The 18,484-nt window shown below is 72.2% G+C and carries 18 protein-coding genes; 9 read left to right on the top strand and 9 right to left on the bottom strand.

The features are described 5' to 3' along the window. On the top strand, nt 1-1,298 hold a 1,298-nt coding region (locus tag AC1DQF_RS17795; RefSeq protein WP_477526560.1), incomplete at its 5' end, for a phosphodiester glycosidase family protein. Between the two features lie 22 nt (nt 1,299-1,320). On the opposite strand, the gene AC1DQF_RS17790 is transcribed toward AC1DQF_RS17795, so the two are convergent. After that, entirely contained in the window at nt 1,321-1,923 is a 603-nt protein-coding gene (locus AC1DQF_RS17790; protein ID WP_477526559.1) for a hypothetical protein, read from the bottom strand. Between the two features lie 63 nt (nt 1,924-1,986). Between AC1DQF_RS17790 and AC1DQF_RS17785 the strand changes: the two genes are divergently transcribed. Beyond that, nucleotides 1,987-2,556, top strand: coding sequence for a mismatch-specific DNA-glycosylase (locus AC1DQF_RS17785; protein ID WP_477526558.1), 570 nt, complete (start codon nt 1,987-1,989; stop codon nt 2,554-2,556). A 14-nt stretch (nt 2,557-2,570) separates the two neighbouring features. Here the strand turns inward: AC1DQF_RS17785 and AC1DQF_RS17780 are convergent, their stop codons facing one another. Then, nucleotides 2,571-3,065, bottom strand: coding sequence for a hypothetical protein (locus tag AC1DQF_RS17780; protein WP_477526557.1), 495 nt, complete (start codon nt 3,063-3,065; stop codon nt 2,571-2,573). A 169-nt stretch (nt 3,066-3,234) separates the two neighbouring features. Between AC1DQF_RS17780 and AC1DQF_RS17775 the strand changes: the two genes are divergently transcribed. Then, nucleotides 3,235-4,314, top strand: a complete 1,080-nt coding sequence (locus AC1DQF_RS17775; protein WP_477526556.1) for a GTP pyrophosphokinase — start codon at nt 3,235-3,237, stop codon at nt 4,312-4,314. A gap of 24 nt (nt 4,315-4,338) precedes the next feature. Then, complete coding sequence (locus AC1DQF_RS17770) at nt 4,339-5,427, top strand: calcium:cation antiporter (protein WP_477526555.1); 1,089 nt, start codon at nt 4,339-4,341, stop codon at nt 5,425-5,427. A gap of 267 nt (nt 5,428-5,694) precedes the next feature. On the opposite strand, the gene AC1DQF_RS17765 is transcribed toward AC1DQF_RS17770, so the two are convergent. The 7 genes from AC1DQF_RS17765 to AC1DQF_RS17735 form a co-directional block, all read right to left on the bottom strand. Further along, complete coding sequence (locus AC1DQF_RS17765) at nt 5,695-6,693, bottom strand: sugar phosphate isomerase/epimerase family protein (protein WP_477526554.1); 999 nt, start codon at nt 6,691-6,693, stop codon at nt 5,695-5,697. Further along, nucleotides 6,690-7,937 (bottom strand): Gfo/Idh/MocA family protein, encoded by a 1,248-nt coding sequence (locus AC1DQF_RS17760; RefSeq protein WP_477526553.1) that lies wholly within the window; start codon nt 7,935-7,937, stop codon nt 6,690-6,692. Before AC1DQF_RS17760 ends, AC1DQF_RS17765 begins: the two co-directional genes overlap by 4 nt. Further along, a complete protein-coding gene (locus AC1DQF_RS17755) occupies nt 7,934-8,812 on the bottom strand; it encodes a sugar phosphate isomerase/epimerase family protein (RefSeq protein ID WP_477526552.1) in 879 nt (292 codons plus the stop codon). Before AC1DQF_RS17755 ends, AC1DQF_RS17760 begins: the two co-directional genes overlap by 4 nt. A 120-nt stretch (nt 8,813-8,932) precedes the next feature. After that, on the bottom strand, nt 8,933-10,150 hold the full coding sequence (locus AC1DQF_RS17750; RefSeq protein ID WP_477526551.1) for a substrate-binding domain-containing protein: 1,218 nt from the start codon (nt 10,148-10,150) through the stop codon (nt 8,933-8,935). After that, nucleotides 10,150-11,298, bottom strand: a complete 1,149-nt coding sequence (locus tag AC1DQF_RS17745) for an ABC transporter permease (protein ID WP_477526550.1) — start codon at nt 11,296-11,298, stop codon at nt 10,150-10,152. The genes AC1DQF_RS17750 and AC1DQF_RS17745 overlap by 1 nt, the downstream gene beginning before the upstream one ends. Then, nucleotides 11,295-12,308 carry an ABC transporter permease gene (locus AC1DQF_RS17740; RefSeq protein WP_477526549.1) on the bottom strand — a complete coding sequence of 338 codons (1,014 nt, stop codon included), beginning with the start codon at nt 12,306-12,308 and terminating at the stop codon, nt 11,295-11,297. The genes AC1DQF_RS17745 and AC1DQF_RS17740 overlap by 4 nt, the downstream gene beginning before the upstream one ends. Next, entirely contained in the window at nt 12,305-13,867 is a 1,563-nt protein-coding gene (locus tag AC1DQF_RS17735; protein ID WP_477526548.1) for a sugar ABC transporter ATP-binding protein, read from the bottom strand. Before AC1DQF_RS17735 ends, AC1DQF_RS17740 begins: the two co-directional genes overlap by 4 nt. 93 nt (nt 13,868-13,960) lie before the next feature. On the opposite strand from AC1DQF_RS17735, the gene AC1DQF_RS17730 reads away from it, so the two are divergent. The 5 genes from AC1DQF_RS17730 to AC1DQF_RS17710 all read left to right on the top strand — a co-directional run. After that, nucleotides 13,961-15,124, top strand: coding sequence for an ROK family transcriptional regulator (locus AC1DQF_RS17730; protein ID WP_477526547.1), 1,164 nt, complete (start codon nt 13,961-13,963; stop codon nt 15,122-15,124). A gap of 23 nt (nt 15,125-15,147) precedes the next feature. Beyond that, the gene (locus AC1DQF_RS17725) at nt 15,148-15,504 is read left to right on the top strand and encodes a hypothetical protein (protein WP_477526546.1); all 357 of its coding nucleotides are present in this window, start codon (nt 15,148-15,150) and stop codon (nt 15,502-15,504) included. Continuing rightward, a complete protein-coding gene (locus tag AC1DQF_RS17720) occupies nt 15,447-16,253 on the top strand; it encodes a matrixin family metalloprotease (RefSeq protein WP_477526545.1) in 807 nt (268 codons plus the stop codon). Before AC1DQF_RS17725 ends, AC1DQF_RS17720 begins: the two co-directional genes overlap by 58 nt. Nucleotides 16,254-16,306: 53 nt before the next feature. Continuing rightward, a complete protein-coding gene (locus AC1DQF_RS17715; RefSeq protein ID WP_477526544.1) occupies nt 16,307-17,368 on the top strand; it encodes an LLM class flavin-dependent oxidoreductase in 1,062 nt (353 codons plus the stop codon). Between the two features lie 335 nt (nt 17,369-17,703). Continuing rightward, nucleotides 17,704-18,484 (top strand): DUF222 domain-containing protein (locus AC1DQF_RS17710; RefSeq protein WP_477526543.1); only part of this gene is annotated, 781 nt, incomplete at its 3' end.

Raw genomic sequence — 18,484 nt, 5'->3', positions numbered from 1 at the left:
GCCCGCAGGGGTCCGACGCGCCGAGGGGGGACGGCGGCGGGCTCACGCCCGCCCAGCGCCGCGCCCTGGCCCACCCCGGCACGGTGCTGCGGACGCCGGGCCAGACGTCCGACGGCGTGCGCGGGGAGATCGCGAAGCCGTGGCCGGCGGGACGGCGGGCGAAGGCCCGGGTGACCAGCGACGTCACCTACGACATCGCGCCCGGCATCCAGATCCGTGAGTGGGACCAGGTCGACGCGCGCGGTCCGATCCGCGCCAACCTGCTCACCGTGGACCTCAACGCCGCCAACATCTCCATCGACCACCTCGGCAGCAAGTACGCCGTGCGCCGCAAGACCGTGAGCAACTTCGGGGCCCTCGAGGGGGCCATCGGAGCGGTCAACGGTGACTTCTTCGACATCTCCGACACCGGGGCCGCGCTCGGCCCCGCGGTGGACCGCGAGCGAGGCATCATCAACGGGTCGGCGACCGGCTGGATCCCGGAGAACGCGTCCTTCTACCTCGACGCCACCGGCTACCACGTGGGCCCGATGGTGACGAAGACCAAGCTGCGCCAGCGCCCCCGCTGGCCCGTCTCCGGCCTCAACGCCGCGACGGTCGCCGACAACACCCTGGGCCTGTACACCTCCGACTGGGGCTGGACCAAGGGCTACTCGGTGACCGACGGCGACAAGGACGTCCGCGAGGTCGTCGTCGTCGACGGACGCATCAAGTCCAACAAGGCCGTGCTCTCCAAGGGCAAGAAGGTCAAGGGCCAGGTCATCGTCGGCCGCGGCTCGGCCGCCAGGCTGCTCAAGCAGCTCAAGGTCGGACGCAAGGCGACCTTCAAGTACAAGAGCAAGCCGAGCGCCACCATGGCCGTCTCGGGCGACCGGGCCATCCTGCTCGACGGCGTGCGCACGGTCGTCAACGACCGCCTGCTGCACCCCCGGACCTCCGTGGGCATCGACACCGACGGCAACCGGCTGCTCTTCCTCGTCATCGACGGCCGCTCCGCCTACAGCCGGGGCTACACCATGGTCGAGCTGGCCACCATGATGTCGACGCTCGGCGCGGAGAACGCCCTCAACCTCGACGGCGGCGGGTCCTCCACCATGTACTCGCGCAAGGTGACCGGCGAGATGGGGCTCATCAACGAGCCCTCCGACGGCTACGAGCGCAAGGTGGCCAACGCCGTCGGCATCTTCTACAACGGCGTCTTCCCGCCGATCACGCCTCCGGTGGTGCCCACCCCGACGCCGGTCCCCACGCCCGTCCCGACGCCGGCCCCCACGCCGACGCCCACTCCGACGCCCTGACGCCCTGCCTCGACGACCGGGTCTACGGGGCGTCGACGAGGAACAGTGCGACCGAGGTGACGGCCACGAGGCACTGCACCCCGGACTTGGGGACGATTCCCTTCACCTCGTAGCCCTCGAAGGTCTTGGTGAGCTCGATGCCGGTCGGCTCGTCGCAGCCGATGGCGACCACCGCGCCCATCAGGGTCTGGCCGTCCGGTACGTCGGTGTCCCGCACCGCCGCCTCGACCTGCGGACCGAGGTCGGCACCGAAGGTGGCGGTGAAGTCCTCCACCGCGGCCCTGTCCGTCAGCGGCACGGGTTGCGGGGTCACCTCGCCGTCGGCGTTGGAGGCGCTGACGATGAGTGTCGTGGAGGTCGAGGCCGTGTCGCCGGCCACCAGGACGGCACCGCCGCCGGTCGAGGTGTCGCCCTGCGTCGAGGTGTCGCCCCCACCTCCCGTGGCGCTCGACGAGTCGCCCGGACCGGGCGTGCCCTCGTCGCTCGCGCTGGTGCTGGTGGTGGGCTCGGTCGCGGTGTCGGCGGACCCGCTCCCGTCGGACTGGCCGCAGCCCGCGAGGACGGCGGCAGCGAGTGCTCCCGTGAGGACGAGGCGGGCCGTCGCGCTGCTCAGCATGTGCGTCATGGTGACTGGGACGATAGCGACGCCGCAGCCGTTCCCGACAGCTCGGCGTCCTAGGCTCGCCGCATGCCTCGCTTCAGCCGTGCCGAGCTCGAGTCCTTCCGCGGCGCCGAGGTCCCCGACCTGCTCGGTCCGGACCTGCGGCTGCTGTTCGTGGGGATCAACCCCGGGCTGTGGACCGCGGCGACCAGCACCCACTTCGCCCACCCCGCCAACCGCTTCTACCCCGCCTTGCTGCAGGCAGGGATCCTCGAGCGCCGCATCGACCCGGCCGCAGGGATGACCGACTCCGACCGCGACCATCTGCGGGCCCGGGGCATCGGGATCACCAACCTCGTCCGCCGGGCCACCGCCCGGGCCGACGAGCTGACCCGCGACGAGCTGCGCGACGGCGCCTCGGCACTCACCGCCCTCGTGGAGGAGCGGCGTCCGCGCGTCGTGGCCGTCGCCGGGATCACGGCGTACCGCCAGGCGTTCGGGCTGCCGAAGGCCGTGGTCGGGGAGCAGCCCGAGGCGCTCGGTGGCGCTCGGCTGTGGGTCGTGCCCAACCCGAGCGGACTCAACGCCCACCACACGGCGGCCACGCTGGCGCAGGCCTACGCCGAACCGGCACGGGCCGCGGGGGTGCTGAGCTGACCAGGGGTCGCGGGTCACCCCGACCACGGCTCCTCGTGGTCACCGAGCCTGCCGGTCCGTCCGAGCCCGGACTCGATCTCGCCCTCGAACACCTCGGACGCGTCGACCATCAGCACGGCCCGGGCCCGCCCGTGGCCGGGCAGCTCGACGGTCCCACCGACGTCGTGCGCCTTCTCGAGGAACTCCGCCAGCAGGAACCGCAGCCAGGCACCGGCCGTCACCACGCCCGTCCGCCCGGCGAGGCGGAGGCAGCAGCCGTCGGCGCACGGCACCCAGGGGCAGGGTCCGGGCGGCTGTCGCGGCCAGATCCTGCCCACCCGGCGCGGGAGGGCGAGAGGGGCTCCCCCGTGATCGCGCACGGGGTGGCGCCCGAAGYCGGCGAGGAAGACGACGTCGTCCCGTGGCAGCGCCGGGGTCACGCGCAGCCGCTCGCGACCGGCGACCTCGTCGGTGTCGTCGGCATCGGTGCTGTTGGTGTCGTGGTCGGTGCCGGAGGTGTCGATGTCCATGTCGGGACCATCCCGACGGGCACCGACAACCATGCCCACGCGGCGTACGACTGTGGAGGGGCACGTCCCGGTGATCATCTGTGGACGGTCGGCGGCGCGGGCGGACGCACGACCGGCCAGCCTGTGGGTCGTGCGTGCACGCTCAGGCGCGACAGGGCAGGCTGGGCGCGTGTCCCCGTCCGAGAACGCATCCGCCGACGCCCCTGTCACCACCGGTGTCACCCACGCCCCCGGTCCTGACGGCACTCCCCGGCCCGACGACCAGCCGGTGCGCGAGGCCGTGCGGGAGTACGCCGCCGTCCAGCCCGGGCTGGTGCCGGTCACGGCGCGCTTCGTGGAGCTCATCCGGACCCTGCTCGACGACGCGGGCATCAACTACCTGAGCGTCGACGGTCGCACCAAGAGCGTGGCGTCCTTCGCCGCCAAGGCCGCCCGCACCGTCGACGGACGCCTCCTCTACCCGGACCCGCAGCGCCAGATCACCGACCAGGTCGGGGTCCGTGTCATCACCTACGTGCACGCCGACGTGGCGGCGGTCGCCGGGCTGCTCGACGACGAGCTGCAGATGCTCGACGACCGCGACCTCGGCCAGGAGACCGCACGGGAGGGCCGCTTCGGCTACGCGAGCCGCCACCTCCTCGTCACGCCCGACGACCCCGCGCCCGCGACGTACGACGACCTGGCGGGCCACCGCGCGAGCGTGCAGGTGCGCACGGTGCTGCAGCACGCGTGGGCCGAGTTCGAGCACGACATCCGCTACAAGGGCACGGTCCCCGCCGAGCACGCCCCCGACCTGGACCGACGCTTCACCCTCGCGGCCGGGCTGCTCGAGCTCGCCGACCACGAGTTCTCGGCGATCCGGGAGCGCCTCCAGGCCGCGGCCCCCCTCCAGCCGCACGAGGAGGACCCCAGCGACCCGCGGATCAGCGCGCAGGAGCTGGCGACCTTCCTCGCCGGGCAGTACGCCGACGCCGGCTGGTCGCACACCGACCACTACGGCTGGATCGCCGGGCTCCTCCTCGAGCTGGGCGTCACGTCCCTCGACGAGCTGGGCGGGCTGCTCACCTCGGTCGACCCGGACGCGATCATCCGGCGGATGGGCTACCGCTACCCGGCCGGCGCCGTACGACGCCTCGACGACGCGCTGCTCGCGATCTTCGGCCGGCAGTACGTCGACCTGACCGGCAATGCACACCGGGTGCCGCTGCTGACCGCGCGGCTCGAGAAGCTGAGCACGCCCGGGGGGTGACCTCCCACCAAATAGGGTGAGGCCATGCGCCTGCCGAGCTGGACCACGTACACCCCGATCCTGGCCGCGCTCCTGCTGGTCCTCACCTGGGGGCGCTACCCCGGCCCCGTGGTGCTGGCCCTGGTCGCCGTGCTCCTCATGGGTGCCGTCGTCAGCGCCGTGCACCACGCCGAGGTGGTGGCCCACAAGGTGGGTGAGCCCTTCGGGTCGCTGCTGCTGGCGGTCGCGGTGACCATCATCGAGGTCGGCCTCATCGTCACCTTGATGGTGACCAGCAAGGGCGACACCTCGGGGCTCGCGAGGGACACGGTCTTCGCCGCGGTGATGATCACCGTCAACGGCATCATGGGCCTGTCGCTGCTGGTGAGCGCGAGGAGGCACCGGATGGCGGTGTTCAACCCCGAGGGCACCGCGTCGGCGCTGACCACGGTCATCATCCTGGCCACCATCTGCCTGGTGCTGCCGACGTTCACCACCTCCCAGAGCGGACCGGAGTACTCCGGCACCCAGCTGGCCTTCGTGGCCGTGGCGTCCCTCGTCCTCTACGGGATGTTCGTGGTGACCCAGACCGGCCAGTACCGCGACTTCTTCCTCTCGGTCGACCGCGACGGCGCCACCCTCGACCAGGACGGGGACGGCCACGCCGACCCGCCGAGCGGTCGCGCCACCGCGATCAGCCTGGCACTGCTGATCGTGTCGCTCGTCTCGGTCGTCGGCCTGGCGAAGGTCGAGTCCCCCTCCATCGAGGACGCCGTCGACGCGGTCGGCTTCCCCAACGCCGTCGTCGGCGTCGTCATCGCCCTGCTGGTGCTGGCCCCCGAGTCCATCGCCGCCGTGCGGGCCGCCGCCCGCGAGCGCGTGCAGGTCAGCCTCAACCTCGCGCTCGGCTCCGCGATGGCGTCCATCGGCCTCACCATCCCGGCCATCGCGGTCGCCTCGATCTGGCTGGACGGGCCGCTGGCCCTGGGCCTCGACAGCGTGCAGATCGTGCTGCTGTTCATGACGGTGATCGTCAGCATCCTGACGGTGCTGCCGGGACGCTCCAAGCCGCTCCAGGGCGGCGTACACCTCGTCGTGCTCGCGGCCTTCGTGTTCCTGACCATCGCCCCCTGACGCGTCGCACCGCCCGCTTGGGAGCGACCCGGGCTCGGGGCGCGCCCGGAGAAGCGGTGAGCAGGCCACATTCCTGCGACCAGGAAGGTGGCTGGGACACCTCCCCCGGGCGTGGCGTGGCGAGACACGCGCCCGGGCGGTCACCAGGCCACAGTCGCGGCGACGGGAATGTCGGTCAGTCACCGCTCGCGGGCGGACGCGGACGCGGGCGCGCCCGGGTCGACCCGAGCGCGGGCAGCCGGCCGAGCCATGCCGAGCCCGCGAGACCTACTGCGAGAACGCCGCGTCGAAGGACGCGCTCGGCGGCTCGAAGTCGAACCCGCGGAGGAACTCCAGCGCCTCGGGAGCGCCCCGGAGCCGGTCCATCCCGGCGTCCTCCCACTCCACCGAGATCGGCCCGTCGTAGCCGATGGCCCGCAGCGCCCGGAAGCAGTCCTCCCACGGCACGTCCCCGCGCCCGGCGGACACGAAGTCCCAGCCACGGTGCTGGTCCCCCCAGGGCAGGTGCGAGGAGAGCACGCCGTTGCGCCCGCCGCCGAGCCGCATCCGGGTGTCCTTGCAGTCCACGTGGTAGATCCGGTCGGCGAAGTCGGTGATGAACGCGACGGGGTCGAGGTCCTGCCACATCATGTGGCTCGGGTCCCAGTTCAGCCCGAAGGCCTCACGGTGGCCGATGGCCTCCAGCGTGCGCACCGTGGACCAGTAGTCGTAGGCGATCTCGGAGGGGTGCACCTCGTGCGCGAACCGCACGCCGCACTCGTCGAAGACGTCGAGGATGGGGTTCCAGCGATCGGCGAAGTCCTGGTACCCGGCCTCGATCCGCGAGGCGGGCACCGGCGGGAACATCGCGACGTACTGCCAGATGGCGGAGCCGGTGAAGCCGACCACCGTCGTCACGCCGAGCTTCTGGGCCAGCCGCGCGGTGTGCTGCATCTCCTCGGCGGCGCGCGTGCGCACGCCCTGGGGCGATCCGTCGCCCCAGACCCGCGGCCGGAGGATCGCCTCGTGGCGGAAGTCGATCGGGTCGTCGCAGACCGCCTGGCCGGTGAGGTGGTTGGAGATGGCCCACAGCTTCAGGCCGTGCCGCTCGAGGATCGAGAGCCGCTCGGCGACGTAGTCGTCGTCGTCCCAGCGCCAGGCGTCGAGGTGCTCGCCGGAGACCGCGATCTCGAGCCCGTCGTAGCCCCAGCCGGCCGCCAGCCCGGCGACCTCCTCGAGCGTCAGGTCGGCCCACTGGCCGGTGAAGAGGGTGTACGGACGGGTCATGGGCGCTGCTCCAGGCTGACGGGCGATGCCGCGGCGGGCACCGGGACGGGGGTCGCGGCGGGCGGGGTCGAGGACACGGGCGCCGGCTCGACGGTGACGCAGGTGCCCGACTGTGCCGCACTGGCCTCGATGGCCGCCAGCACCCGCTGCACGCGAGCACCGTCGGCGAAGGACGGCGACGGGGCGCGCCCCTCGGCGATGCAGGTGAGCAGGTCGGCGGCCTGGTTGACGAACGTGTGGTCCCACCCGAGCACGTGGCCCGGCGGCCACCACGCCCCGACGTACGGGTGGTCGGACTCGGTGACCAGGATCCGGGTGCCGCCGGCGCCGGTGTCGACGACCAGCTCGTTGAGCGACTCCAGCTCGAAGCGCAGCGACCCCTGCGAGCCGTAGACCTCGAGCGAGAGGCCGTTCTTGTGCCCGTGCGCCATCCGGCTCACCTCGACGCTGGCCACCGCGCCGCGCGCGGTGCCGAGGGTGGCCCAGGCCGCGTCGTCGACGGTGACGTCCTCGGGGCCGGACGCACCGGACCGCGTGGGGACGAAGGTGCGCAGGTGACCGCTCGCCCACGACACGGTGTCGCCGAGGAGGAACTGCACCTGGTCGACGACGTGGGACCCCAGGTCGCCGAGGGCGCCGGAGCCGGCCTCCTCCTTGCGCAGCCGCCAGGCCATCGGGGCGGCGGCGTCCACGAGCCAGTCCTGGAGGTACGCCGCCCGCACCTCTCGCACCTCGCCCAGCCGGCCGGCGGCGATGAGCTCGCGGGCCAGGGCCAGGGCCGGCACGCGGCGGTAGTTGAAGCCGACCATCGACAGCACGCCGCGGGAGGCGGCCGCCTCGGCGGCGACGACGAGCGCCTCGGACTCCGGCACCGTGTTGGCGAGCGGCTTCTCGAGGAGCACGTGCTTGCCGGCGGCGAGGGCGGCCTCGGCGATCTCGGCGTGCAGGTGGCCGGGGGTACAGATGTCGACGACCTGGATGTCGTCGCGCTCGATCACGGCGCGCCAGTCGGTGGCGGCCTCCTGCCAGCCGTAGCGGTCCGCGGCCTCGCGGACCCGGTGCGGGTCACGGCCCACGAGCACGCGCTGCACGGGCCGGGGCGCGTCGGGGTAGAACGCGCCCACGTTGCGCCAGGCGTTGGAGTGGGCCTTGCCCATGAAGGAGTAGCCGACGACGGCCACCCCCACGGTCGGGCGCCCGCTCGGCCCGGCGTCCGGGACTGCGTCCGTCGCTGCGTCGGTCACTGCGTTCCTCCCTGGTCAGCGGCCGTCGCGACGAGTCCCTGCAGGAACTGCAGTCCGTCACGGGCCAGGTCGTCCTGCGTGGCCGCCAGTGGGCGCCAGATGGACGCCGCCGTCGCGATCGACGCGTTCTCGGCGGTGAAGCTCTCGATGTTGAGCGGGCCTGCGTAGCCCACGTCGTCCAGCGCGGCCATCAGCGCCGGCCAGTCTGTCTGGTCGCCGCCCGGGGCACCGCGGTCGCTGCCGCAGACCTGCAGGTGGGCCAGGTGCGGCCCGGCCGCGCGTACGGCGCCCGCGCTGGACCGCTCCTCGATGTTCAGGTGGTAGGTGTCCAGGGCCAGACCGAGAGCCGGCCCCAGGAGCGGAGCGAGCCCGGTGAGGGCCTGGTCGACGGTGTTGACCAGCGAGGTCTCGTAGCGGTTCAGCGGCTCGATGCCGATCACGACCCCGCGCTCGCCGGCGTGGTCGACGACCGGCGCGAGCCCGGCCCGCCACGCGGCGTACGCCTGCTGCCGCTCCTCGGCGTCGAGGCGCCACACCCGGCCGGTGCTGGCGTAGAAGGGGCCGCAGACCGCCGGCGCGCCGATGCCGGCGGCCAGGTCGATGCACGCCCGGAGGTAGTCCTGGGTGGAGGCGACGGTGGCCGCGTCGGTGTCCACCAGGTCCCGGCCCGGGGCCATGGCGCCCACGACGTACGGCGCGAGGCCGGTGCGCTCGAGCGCGGCACCGACGGCGTCGACGGTCAGGTCCCCCGCGCTCTCCAGGGGCAGCTCGACGGCATCGAAGCCGAGGTCGGCGATGTGGTCGAGCAACGGGTCGAGCGTGGCATCGGTCAGGGGCGATGCCCAGACCCAGGTGTTGATGCCGATGGGGCGCACGAGGACGTCCTCCCAGAGATCGGGGCGGTGGGTGCCGGCCGGCCACGACGGGCCCGACGTGGAGTCGGGGTTCGTGGCCGACCGGCCTTCAGATGGGACCGGGGTCGGACCGGACCCGGATCAGCGGTCCTGCCAGGCCTCGGGGAAGCCGGGGAGGTCCTCGCCACCGAACTTGGCGTAGTGACCGTCGGGCATCCCGTCGTTGGCCTCGAGGTAGTCGGCCCGCTCGTCCTCGGTGATCGGCACCTGCGGCAGGACCCACTCCGCGGGAACCTCCTCGCCGGCGAAGATCTTCTCCAGCGCCAGCAGCGGGGTGCGCCACTGGAAGTTGGAGTAGACCGGGGCCAGGCCGGTGAGGCCGGTGTCCTCCCACTTGCGCAGGTAGCTCATCTCGTCCTCACCCGTCATGACGGGGTAGTCGACGCCGGCGTCCTCGAACGCCTCGATGGCCGCGACGGCACCGTCACCGGCGTCCATCCACACACCGTCGACCTCGCCCTGGTTGAGCGCGTCGGTGATGATCGTCTTGATCTTGGTCGGGTCGGCGCCGGTGAAGAAGTCCTCGGCCTCGATGCCGTTCTCGTCGAAGATCTTCTTGGCGGCGGCCCAGCGGGTCTCCAGCACGTCGACGCCGGGAAGGATGCGCAGCGCGATGACCTTGTCGCCCTCCTCCAGGTTGTCGGAGAGGAACTCGGCGGTGTCGATGCCCCACGCGTAGCCACCGATGGGGTGGATGAAGGTCGTGGCGCAGTCGGTCTCGACGCCACGGTCGAAGACGACGACCGGCTTGCCGGTCTCGCAGGCCCGCTCGACGCCCGGGGTCATGGCCGCCGTCGAGTTGGGCGAGATGACGAAGGCGTCGCACTTGCCCTCGGAGATGAAGTAGTCGATGTCGGCCAGCTGCGTGTTGTCGTCGTCCTGCGCGTCACGCACCTCCATGTCGGAGATGACGCCCTTGTCCTGCAGGGCCTTGAGCTGCTGGGTCATGGTGATGAAGCCGGTCTGGCGCCACGGGTTGCTGACCGAGGCGTTGGCGAAGCACACCTTCTGGGCGCCGTCGGCCTTGAACTCCGCGGTGTCGGTCATCTCGCCGTCGATGTACTGCAGCCACGGCTCGGCCTCGTCGCCCTCGAAGGTGGCCGAGCGCTGCTGGTCCTGCTCGTCGTAGTCGGCCTGGACGAACCACTCGCCCTCGTCGCCGGAGGCGGCGTCGTCGGTGGACTCGCTGCTCGACTCGGTGGCGGTCGAGTCTGCGGGCTCCTCGACGTCGGTGCTGCAGCCAGCCAGCACGGCCAGCACTGCGGCGGACGCGAGCGTCCCCCTGATGGTCCTGCGCATCAGTTTTCTCCTGTGGTTGCGCCCGGTGTGGGCTGGTTGGGTGAAGGTGTTCCCGTGGGTGGTGCGGTGTCGGTCTGGGATGGATCCGTGGGGGCTGTCGTACGCCGGGGACGGCGGCCGACCTGCCAGGCCCGCGCCGATACGGCGACGGCGGCGATGATGATCAGCCCCTGGACGGTGTCCCTCCAGGTGGAGGTGACCCCGAGAGAGCTCAGCAGGGTGAAGAGGAGCTCGAGGGCGAAGGCGCCGGCCGCGGCCGAGAGGACCCAGCCCCGCCCGCCGCCGAGCAGGACGCCACCGAGGACGACCGCCGTGATGGCGGTGAACTCGTAGCCGTCGCCCACCGAGGGGTGCACGCCGGCGTACCCGACGAGCAGGATTCCGGACACGGTGGCGGCCAGCGAGGAGAGCACGAAGGCACGCGTCTTGTACGACCACAGCGGCGCCCCGGAGTAGCGGGTGGCCTCCGGGTTGTCGCCCGCGGCGATGAGGGTGCGGCCGAAGGGCCGGCGCATCAGCCAGACCGACAGCGCCGCGATGACCACCAGGATGATCAGCGGGTAGGGGATGACGTCGACGACCGGCACGTCCTCGATGCCGCCGCGACCGATCTGACGGAACGAGTCGACCGGGTTGCCGCTGGCGGCACCGCCGGTGATGTAGCGGACCAGGCCCGACAGGGCCAGCATCATGCCCAGGGTGACGATGAAGCTGGGCACCCGCAGCAGCGTGGTGACCAGTCCGTTGATGATGCCGATGAGGGCGCCCACGGCCAGCATCAGCAGCAGCCCGGGGACGATGCGGCCCTCGTCCTGGCCGATGAAGTTGCCGGCGAGCACCACCTGGGTGGCGATCACCGCCCCCATGGAGAGGTCGAACTCGCCGCTGACGATGACGTAGTACTGGCCCATCGCGGCGATGGCGATCGGCGCCGTCCGGCCGGCGAAGCGGATCAGCGCGCCCGGGTCGGTGAAGTTGGGGTTGGAGATCATGATCGCGACCACGAGCACGCCGACCAGCACGAAGACGGCGCCCCCCGGGGTGGCGAGCCCGGTCGCGATGCGGCTGCCGAGGCTCCCCTGGTGGGCGGGGAGCGCCGGACGGGCCTCGGTCTCGGTCGTGGTGATGGAGGGGGTGGCGGTGCTCATCGGGCCTCCTGCAGCGCGGCGTCGAGTCCGGTGGGTCGTTCGAAGCGGTGCGGCCGGGCGTCGAGCTCGCGGCGGGCGTAGACCGCCACCGCGACCACGATCACCACGCCGCGGACGACGTCGCGCAGGAACGGGTTGACCTGCATGACGCCCATGACGTTGTCGATCACGGCGAAGATGGCGACCCCGGCGAGGGTGCCGGTGATGCTGCCCTTGCCGCCGGAGAGCAGCGTGCCGCCGAGCACCACCGCGGCGATCGACATCAGGTCGTAGCCGCCCTGCGACCCGATGGTCGGGTTGCCGACGCTGAGCCGGGCCAGCAGCAGCAGTCCCGCCACCGCGGCCAGGGCCGAGCAGATGACGTGGGCGGCGATGATCGGCACCGAGGTGCGCAGGCCGGAGAGACGGGCGACCTCGGCGTTGCCGCCGACGGCGTACAGGTGCAGGCCGAGCCGCGTCCGCCGCAGCATCACGATCGCCAGCCCCGCGCAGCCCAGCATGATCAGGGTGGAGATGGGGACCGGGCCGATGCGGGTCCCGTCGAGCAGGCGGAAGTCGAGCGGCGCGCTGCCGTGGCTGCCCTTGTAGCTGCTCGCGAGGTAGCCGGAGATGATCAGTCCCGTGCCGAGGGTGGCGATGAAGCCGTGCACCCGCAGGAAGGTGACGATCAGGCCGTTGACCAGGCCGATTGCCATCGCGACGGCGAGGGTGATCAGCACCGCCGGCACGATGTTGGCCGACTCCCCGACCATCACCCCGGCGCCGACGACGCTGGACAGGCTGACCACGAACGGCACCGACAGGTCCAGCGAGCCGCCCAGGATCACCAGGGTCTGCCCGATCGCGATGAAGCCCAGGATGCTGGTGGTGGTCAGGATGTTGTCGATGTTGCCGACGCTGAAGAAGTTGCGGCCGTTGACGGCCGTGAGGATGGCGCCGGCGACCACGGCGACCACCAGGACGCCGTACACGATGGTCGTGGACGTGACTGTGCTCGGACGGATCTTCACCGTGCCACCTCTCGCTCGTCCTGCTGCTGGTCGGTGCCGGTCCCACCGGGGACGACGCCCGTCGCCGCGGACAGGACTTCTTCCTCCGTGGACCCGCGTGGGAGCTCGCCGGCGATCCGACCGTCCTTCATGACGAGGATCCGGTCGGACATGCCGATCACCTCGGGCAGCTCGCTGGAGACCATGAGCACCGCGACCCCCTCGGCGGCGAGGCTGCGCATCACCTCGTAGATGGCGTGCTTGGCGCCGACGTCGATGCCGCGCGTGGGCTCGTCCATGAGGACGACACCCGGGTGGGCCGAGAGCCAGYGGGCCAGGACGACCTTCTGCTGGTTGCCGCCCGAGAGGAACTGCGCCTCCTGCGCCAGCGACCGCGCGGAGACCGCGAGGGTCGAGAGGGTGGCCGGTACGGCGTCGCGCGCGGCGCCGGTGCGTGACGGGAAGACCGCGCGGACCACGCCGAGCGCGTTGTCGAGGATCGACTGGTGCAGCGCGAGGCCGGTGGCCTTGCGGTCCTCGGTGATGAGGGCCAGCCCGCGGCGGACGGCCTGCCGGGGGGTGCGGATCGCGACGGCCCTGCCGTCGACGAGGACCTCACCGCGGTTGAACGGGGTGACCCCGAAGATCCCCTCGAGGACCTCGGTGCGACCGGAGCCCTGCAGCCCGGCGACGCCCACGATCTCACCGCCGCGCAGGGTCAGGTCGATGCCGTCGACGTAGCCGTTGCCGGCGCCGCGCAGCTCGAGCCGGGGCTCGGTCACCGTGGTGCCCTCGAGGGCGTCGGGGAAGAACGAGGACATCGAGCGACCGACCATGAGGCGCACGAGAGCGGCCTCGTCGAGGTCGGCGGCCGGCCGGGTGGTGACCTGGACGCCGTCCTTGAGCACCGTGATGGTGTCGCAGAGGTCGAAGATCTCCTTGAGCCGGTGGGAGACGTAGATGATCGCGACGCCGCGGTCGGTGAGCCGGCGGATGATCGTGTAGAGCAGCTCGACCTCGTGGTCGGCGAGCGCGGCCGTCGGCTCGTCCATCTGGATGATCCGGGCGTCGAAGCTCACCGCCTTCGCGATCTCGACGATCTGCTGCTCGGCCACCGACAGCGAGCGGACCCGGCGGGTGGCCTTGAGGCCGGTGATCCCGAGCCCGGTGAGCAGCTCCTCGGTGTCGTGGTTCATCGCGCGGGTGTCGACGAGGCCGTGGCGGCGGGGCTCGCGGCCCAGCCAGATGTTCTCGGCGACGGAGCGCTCGGGCAGGAGGTTGAACTCCTGGAAGACCGTCGACAGACCGGCCTGCTGGGCCTGGACGGGGTGGCTGAAGGACACGGGCTCGCCCGCGATCTCGACCGTGCCCTCGTCGGCCTGGTGCACGCCGGCGAGGATCTTCATCAGGGTCGACTTGCCGGCACCGTTCTCGCCCACCAGCCCGAGCACCCGGCCCGGGAGCAGGTCGAGGTCGGCCCCGTGGAGCACGAGGTTGCCCACGAAGCTCTTGGTGAGGCCGCGCACGGTGAGCACGGGACCGGGGTCCGGGGTGCTGACGGGGGTGTCGAGGCTGTCCACGCGAGCACTGTGGCATGTCTCACACACTTTTGTCGAGCACCTGACAAAAGTTGCCCTATAGACGTGACAAGTCCGAGGTGGTCTACTTCCGACATGCGCACCGGTGACGTCTTCGAGCTCCTTCGAGACGGTCGCCCGTGGACTCGCTCGGAGCTCGCGGAGACCACCGGGCTCGCCCGCTCGACCGTGGCGGCGCGCATCGACACGCTCATGCGCCTGGGCCTCATCGCCCCCTACGGAGGCGGCCAGTCCACCGGCGGACGACCGCCCGCACTCTTCGCCCTCAACCCGGCCGCGAAGGTCGTCGTCGGCGTCGACATCGGTGCCACCCACGCCCGGGCCGTCCTCAGCGACCTCTCCGGCGCGCTGCTGGCCGAGATCTCCGCACAGATCGACATCGTCGACGGCCCCGAGGCCGTGCTGGGCTGGGTCGTGGTGACCGTGCGTGCGCTGCTGCGCCGCGGCCGGCGCACCCTCGACGCGCTGGCGGCGATCGGCATCGGCCTGCCCGGTCCCGTCGAGCACTCCACCGGCCGCCCCATCAACCCGCCGATCATGCCCGGCTGGGACCGGTACGACGTCCCCGGCTTCCTGCAGAAGCACTTCGCCGTCCCCGTGCTCATCGACAACGACGTCAACATCATGGCCCTCGGCGAGCGACAGGCCTTCCTGGCCGACGTCGACGACCTGGTCTTCATCAAGGTCGCCACCGGCATCGGTGGCGGCATCGTCTCTGGCGGAGTGTTGCAGCGTGGCGCCCAGGGCACCGCGGGCGACCTCGGGCACGTGCACGTCGCGGGCCACGACGACGTCCGGTGCCGTTGCGGCAACCTCGGCTGCCTCGAGGCCGTCGCCGCCGGACCCGCGCTGGCCTCGCTCCTCACCGCGCGCGGGAAGACCGCCTCCTCCGGGCAGGACGTCGTCGACCTCGTGCGCGCCGGGGACGGCGACGCCATCGACGTGGTCCGTCAGGCCGGTCGCGACATCGGCGGGGTCGTGGCCACCATGGTCAACGTCATCAACCCCTCGACGGTGGTCATCGGCGGTCAGCTGTCCGCGGCCGGGGAGCACCTGCTGGCCGGCATCCGCGAGGTCGTCTACCAACGCTCCCTGCCCCTGGCCACCGAGCACCTGGCCATCCAGACCAGCCGCGCCGGCGCCGAGGCCGGCGTCCTGGGGGCGGCTGCGATGGCCATCCAGCACGTGCTGTCCCCCGAGGCCGTCGAGGCTGCGGCCACCGCCCTGACCGGCACCTAGGTGCGACGGGCGATACTCGTGGCGTGACCGAGCAGCAGCAGCCGCGCCGCGCGCGGCACCTGATGGACCCGAACGCGCCCCGTCGTACCCAGGACGAGCGCGAGCGCGAGCAGAAGTCGCTCTCCCACGTCCAGCGCTGGGTGATGTCGGTCCTTGCCGTCACCACGATCCTCCACCTCGAGGTGGGCCTGATCGTCGCCGCGTACTTCCTCGACGACCCGCGCCCGGGCGCCCGGGTCGGCCTGTGCCTGATCGCCGGCGCGTTCGGTGTCATCGGTGTCGCGCTGGCCTTCCTCATCCACGGCRAGCGCCCCCTCACCCCGTGGCTGTTCGTCGGGCTGGTGCCCGCCGCCGTCGGCATCTGGCTGGTCACCCACTGAGCACCACCCCGCGTCGTACGCACGGGCCGGCACTGCCGGGCCTGCTGATCACCGCGCTCCTGCTCGCCGGCGTGGTCCTGCTCCACCCCGGCAGCGAGATGGCCCGCGTGCGCGAGCTGTTCGGGCTGGGCGACGACCGGCTGCGCGAGATCCCGTCGTACGCCGTGGGCGAGGGGTCCTTCGCGTTCGCCGAGACCCAGCCCGGCAGCGACGCGCCGGTCGGCTACAGCCCCTGCCGGGCGATCCCCTACGTCGTCAACCCGGAGGGGGCACCCGACGGCTGGGGTCCGCTGATCCGCGACGCGGTCGAGTCCACCAGCCGCGCGAGCGGCCTGGAGTTCACCTACGAGGGCGAGTCCGACGCCCGGCCGGGGTCCTACGACGCGGGCTTCCTGGCCGGCGACCCGCCGCCGGTGCTGGTCGCATGGGCGACTCCCGAGGAGGTGCCGGACCTCGAGGGCGACGTGATCGGGCTCGGCGGCAGCGCGTCGTACGACGTCCGGCCGGGTCTGCGGCAGTACGCCACCGGGGTGCTCACCCTGGACCGCGACCAGTTCGACGTGAGCGGCTGGATCCCGGGCTCCCGCGAGCCCCTGGAGGCGGTCGTCCTGCACGAGCTGGGGCACCTCGTCGGGCTCGCCCACGTGGACGACGCCGGCGAGCTGATGCACCCCACCAACTCCCGCACCACCTACGGCCCGGGCGACCTCGAGGGCCTGGCCCGGCTCGGCGACATCCCCTGCCGCTAGCCGGCTCTGCGCTGGCCGGCTTGCCGCTGGCCTGCGGCCGATAGGTTCGGGGCATGTCGTACGACGCCCTCGGCACCCGCGCCCGCCCCACCCTCGGCCTCGACACCTTCGGAGACGTCCCGCTCGATGCGGACGGCCGTCCCGGCGACCACGCCGAGGTGATCCGACAGGTCATCGCCGAGGGGGTGCTGGCGGACCGGGTCGGGGTCGACTACCTCGGGCTCGGGGAGCACCACCGCGCGGACTACGCAATCTCGGCGCCCGACGTGGTGCTGGCCGCGATCGCCGGGCAGACCGGTCGCATCCGGCTCGGCACCGGCGTGACGGTGCTCAGCTCCGACGACCCCATCCGGGTCTACCAGCGCTTCGCGACGCTGGACGCGGTCGCGCCCGGGCGCGCCGAGGTGCAGCTGGGCCGCGGCTCCTTCATCGAGTCCTTCGGCCTCTTCGGGCTCTCGCTCGACGACTACGACCGGCTCTTCGCCGAGAAGCTCGACCTGTTCTCGGCCCTGCAGTCCGAGGAGCCGGTGACGTGGGAGGGCAGCATCCGCCCGCCGCTCGAGGGCAAGCAGGTCTACCCCACCACCGCAGCAGGACGRCTGCCCGCCTGGATCGCGGTCGGCGGCACGCCGGAGTCGGTCGTGCGGGCCGCGCACTACGGCATGCCGCTCGTGCTGGCGGTGATCGGCGGCTCCCCGCGCGGGTTCGTGCAGTTCGCCGACCTCTACCGCCGGGCGCTGGTCGAGTACGGGCGCGAGGAGCTGCCCATCGGCATGCACTCGCCCGGCCACGTGGCGGCCACGGACGAGCTCGCCCGCGAGCAGCTCTACCCCCACCAGGCCGAGCTCTACACACGCCTCGGCCGCGAGCGAGGCTGGGGCCCCTACTCGCAGATCGCCTTCAACCAGGCGGCCGCCCCGGAGGGGGCGATGTTCGTCGGCTCCCCCGAGACGGTGGCCCGCAAGATCGCCTGGGCCATCACGACGCTGGGCCTGTCCCGCTTCCAGCTGAAGTACTCCGTCGGCGCCCTCCCCCACGAGCAGCGCCTGGAGTCGGTGCGGCTGTACGGCGAGGAGGTCATCCCGCGGGTGCRGGAGCTCCTGGCCGAGGGCTGACCGGGCACTTCCTGGCGCTTCACGCACGCCGACCGGGCGTTTCCGTGCGCTTCAAGCGCGCCGACCGGGCAGTTTCTTGCACTAAAGCACGCCGACCGGGCGCTTCCGTGCGCTTCAGCACGCCGAGCGGGCGGCTTCCTGCGCTGAAGCACGCCGAGCTCCCCCTTCCGACGCGCAGGCTCGGTTGCAGTGGGGCGACGCCCTCCGCGTCCAAGCGCATCTGATCCACAGACTCATACTGGGTATAGAACTAGAACACTTGTTCGAATAAACTGATTGTACGCCGCAGGTCCCGCCCGTGGGACCACCCAGCGGCCGATCAGCGGGGGGCTGACATGACGACCGGACACCTGGTTCAGGAGGCAGCCGAGGCGATCTCGGCCGCGCTGGACAAGGTGGGCCAGGTCGAGCTGTTCTACCTGTCGCCGGCCGAGAAGGCCGCGGCGCTGGTGGAGCTGGCGCGGCTCGAGTCGCGGGTGGCGTCGGTCCGGCTGCGGTTGATGGCCGTGGCCGACGACGTGGCCGAAGAGGCGGGTGACCGCGACGTGGCGGCGTGGTTCCAGCGGACCGTGAGGGCCGATCGTGGCCGGGCGCGTCGGGACATGACGCTGGCCAGGTCGCTCGCCGAGCGGTGGACGGTCCTCGCCGACGGGCATGGGTCCGGGGAGGTGTCGACGGCGCAGGCCGACGTGATCGCCCGTGCCCTTGATGACCTGCCCGACGACACCCCGGCGGACGTGGTGAGAGATGCGGAGCGGGTGCTGGTCGAGCACGCCGCCACGTTCACCCCGAGCGAGCTGCGGGTCCTGGGGAGTCGGATCCTCGACGTCGTCGCCCCCGAGGTCGGCGACGAGCAGGAGCGCAAGCGGCTGGAGGACGAGGAACGCCGCGCCCGGAAGACGACGTCGCTGACCACGCGTTCGCACGGTGACGGGACCACGACGATCCGGATCCGGGTCCCCGACGCCACGGCCGGCCGGTTGCTGACGTACCTGCATGCGTGGACCAACCCCCGCAAGGACGACGGTTCCGACGCCAGCGGGGGGGAGCAGAGCGCCGTGCCGTACGCGACCCGTCTCGGTCATGCGTTCTGTGCGCTGCTGGAGCACCTCGACC

It is taken from the genome of Nocardioides sp. P4_G4 (genome assembly GCF_056401085.1).
The sequence above is the reverse complement of the archived record's forward strand: the minus strand, read 5'-3'. Positions and strand labels throughout refer to the sequence as shown.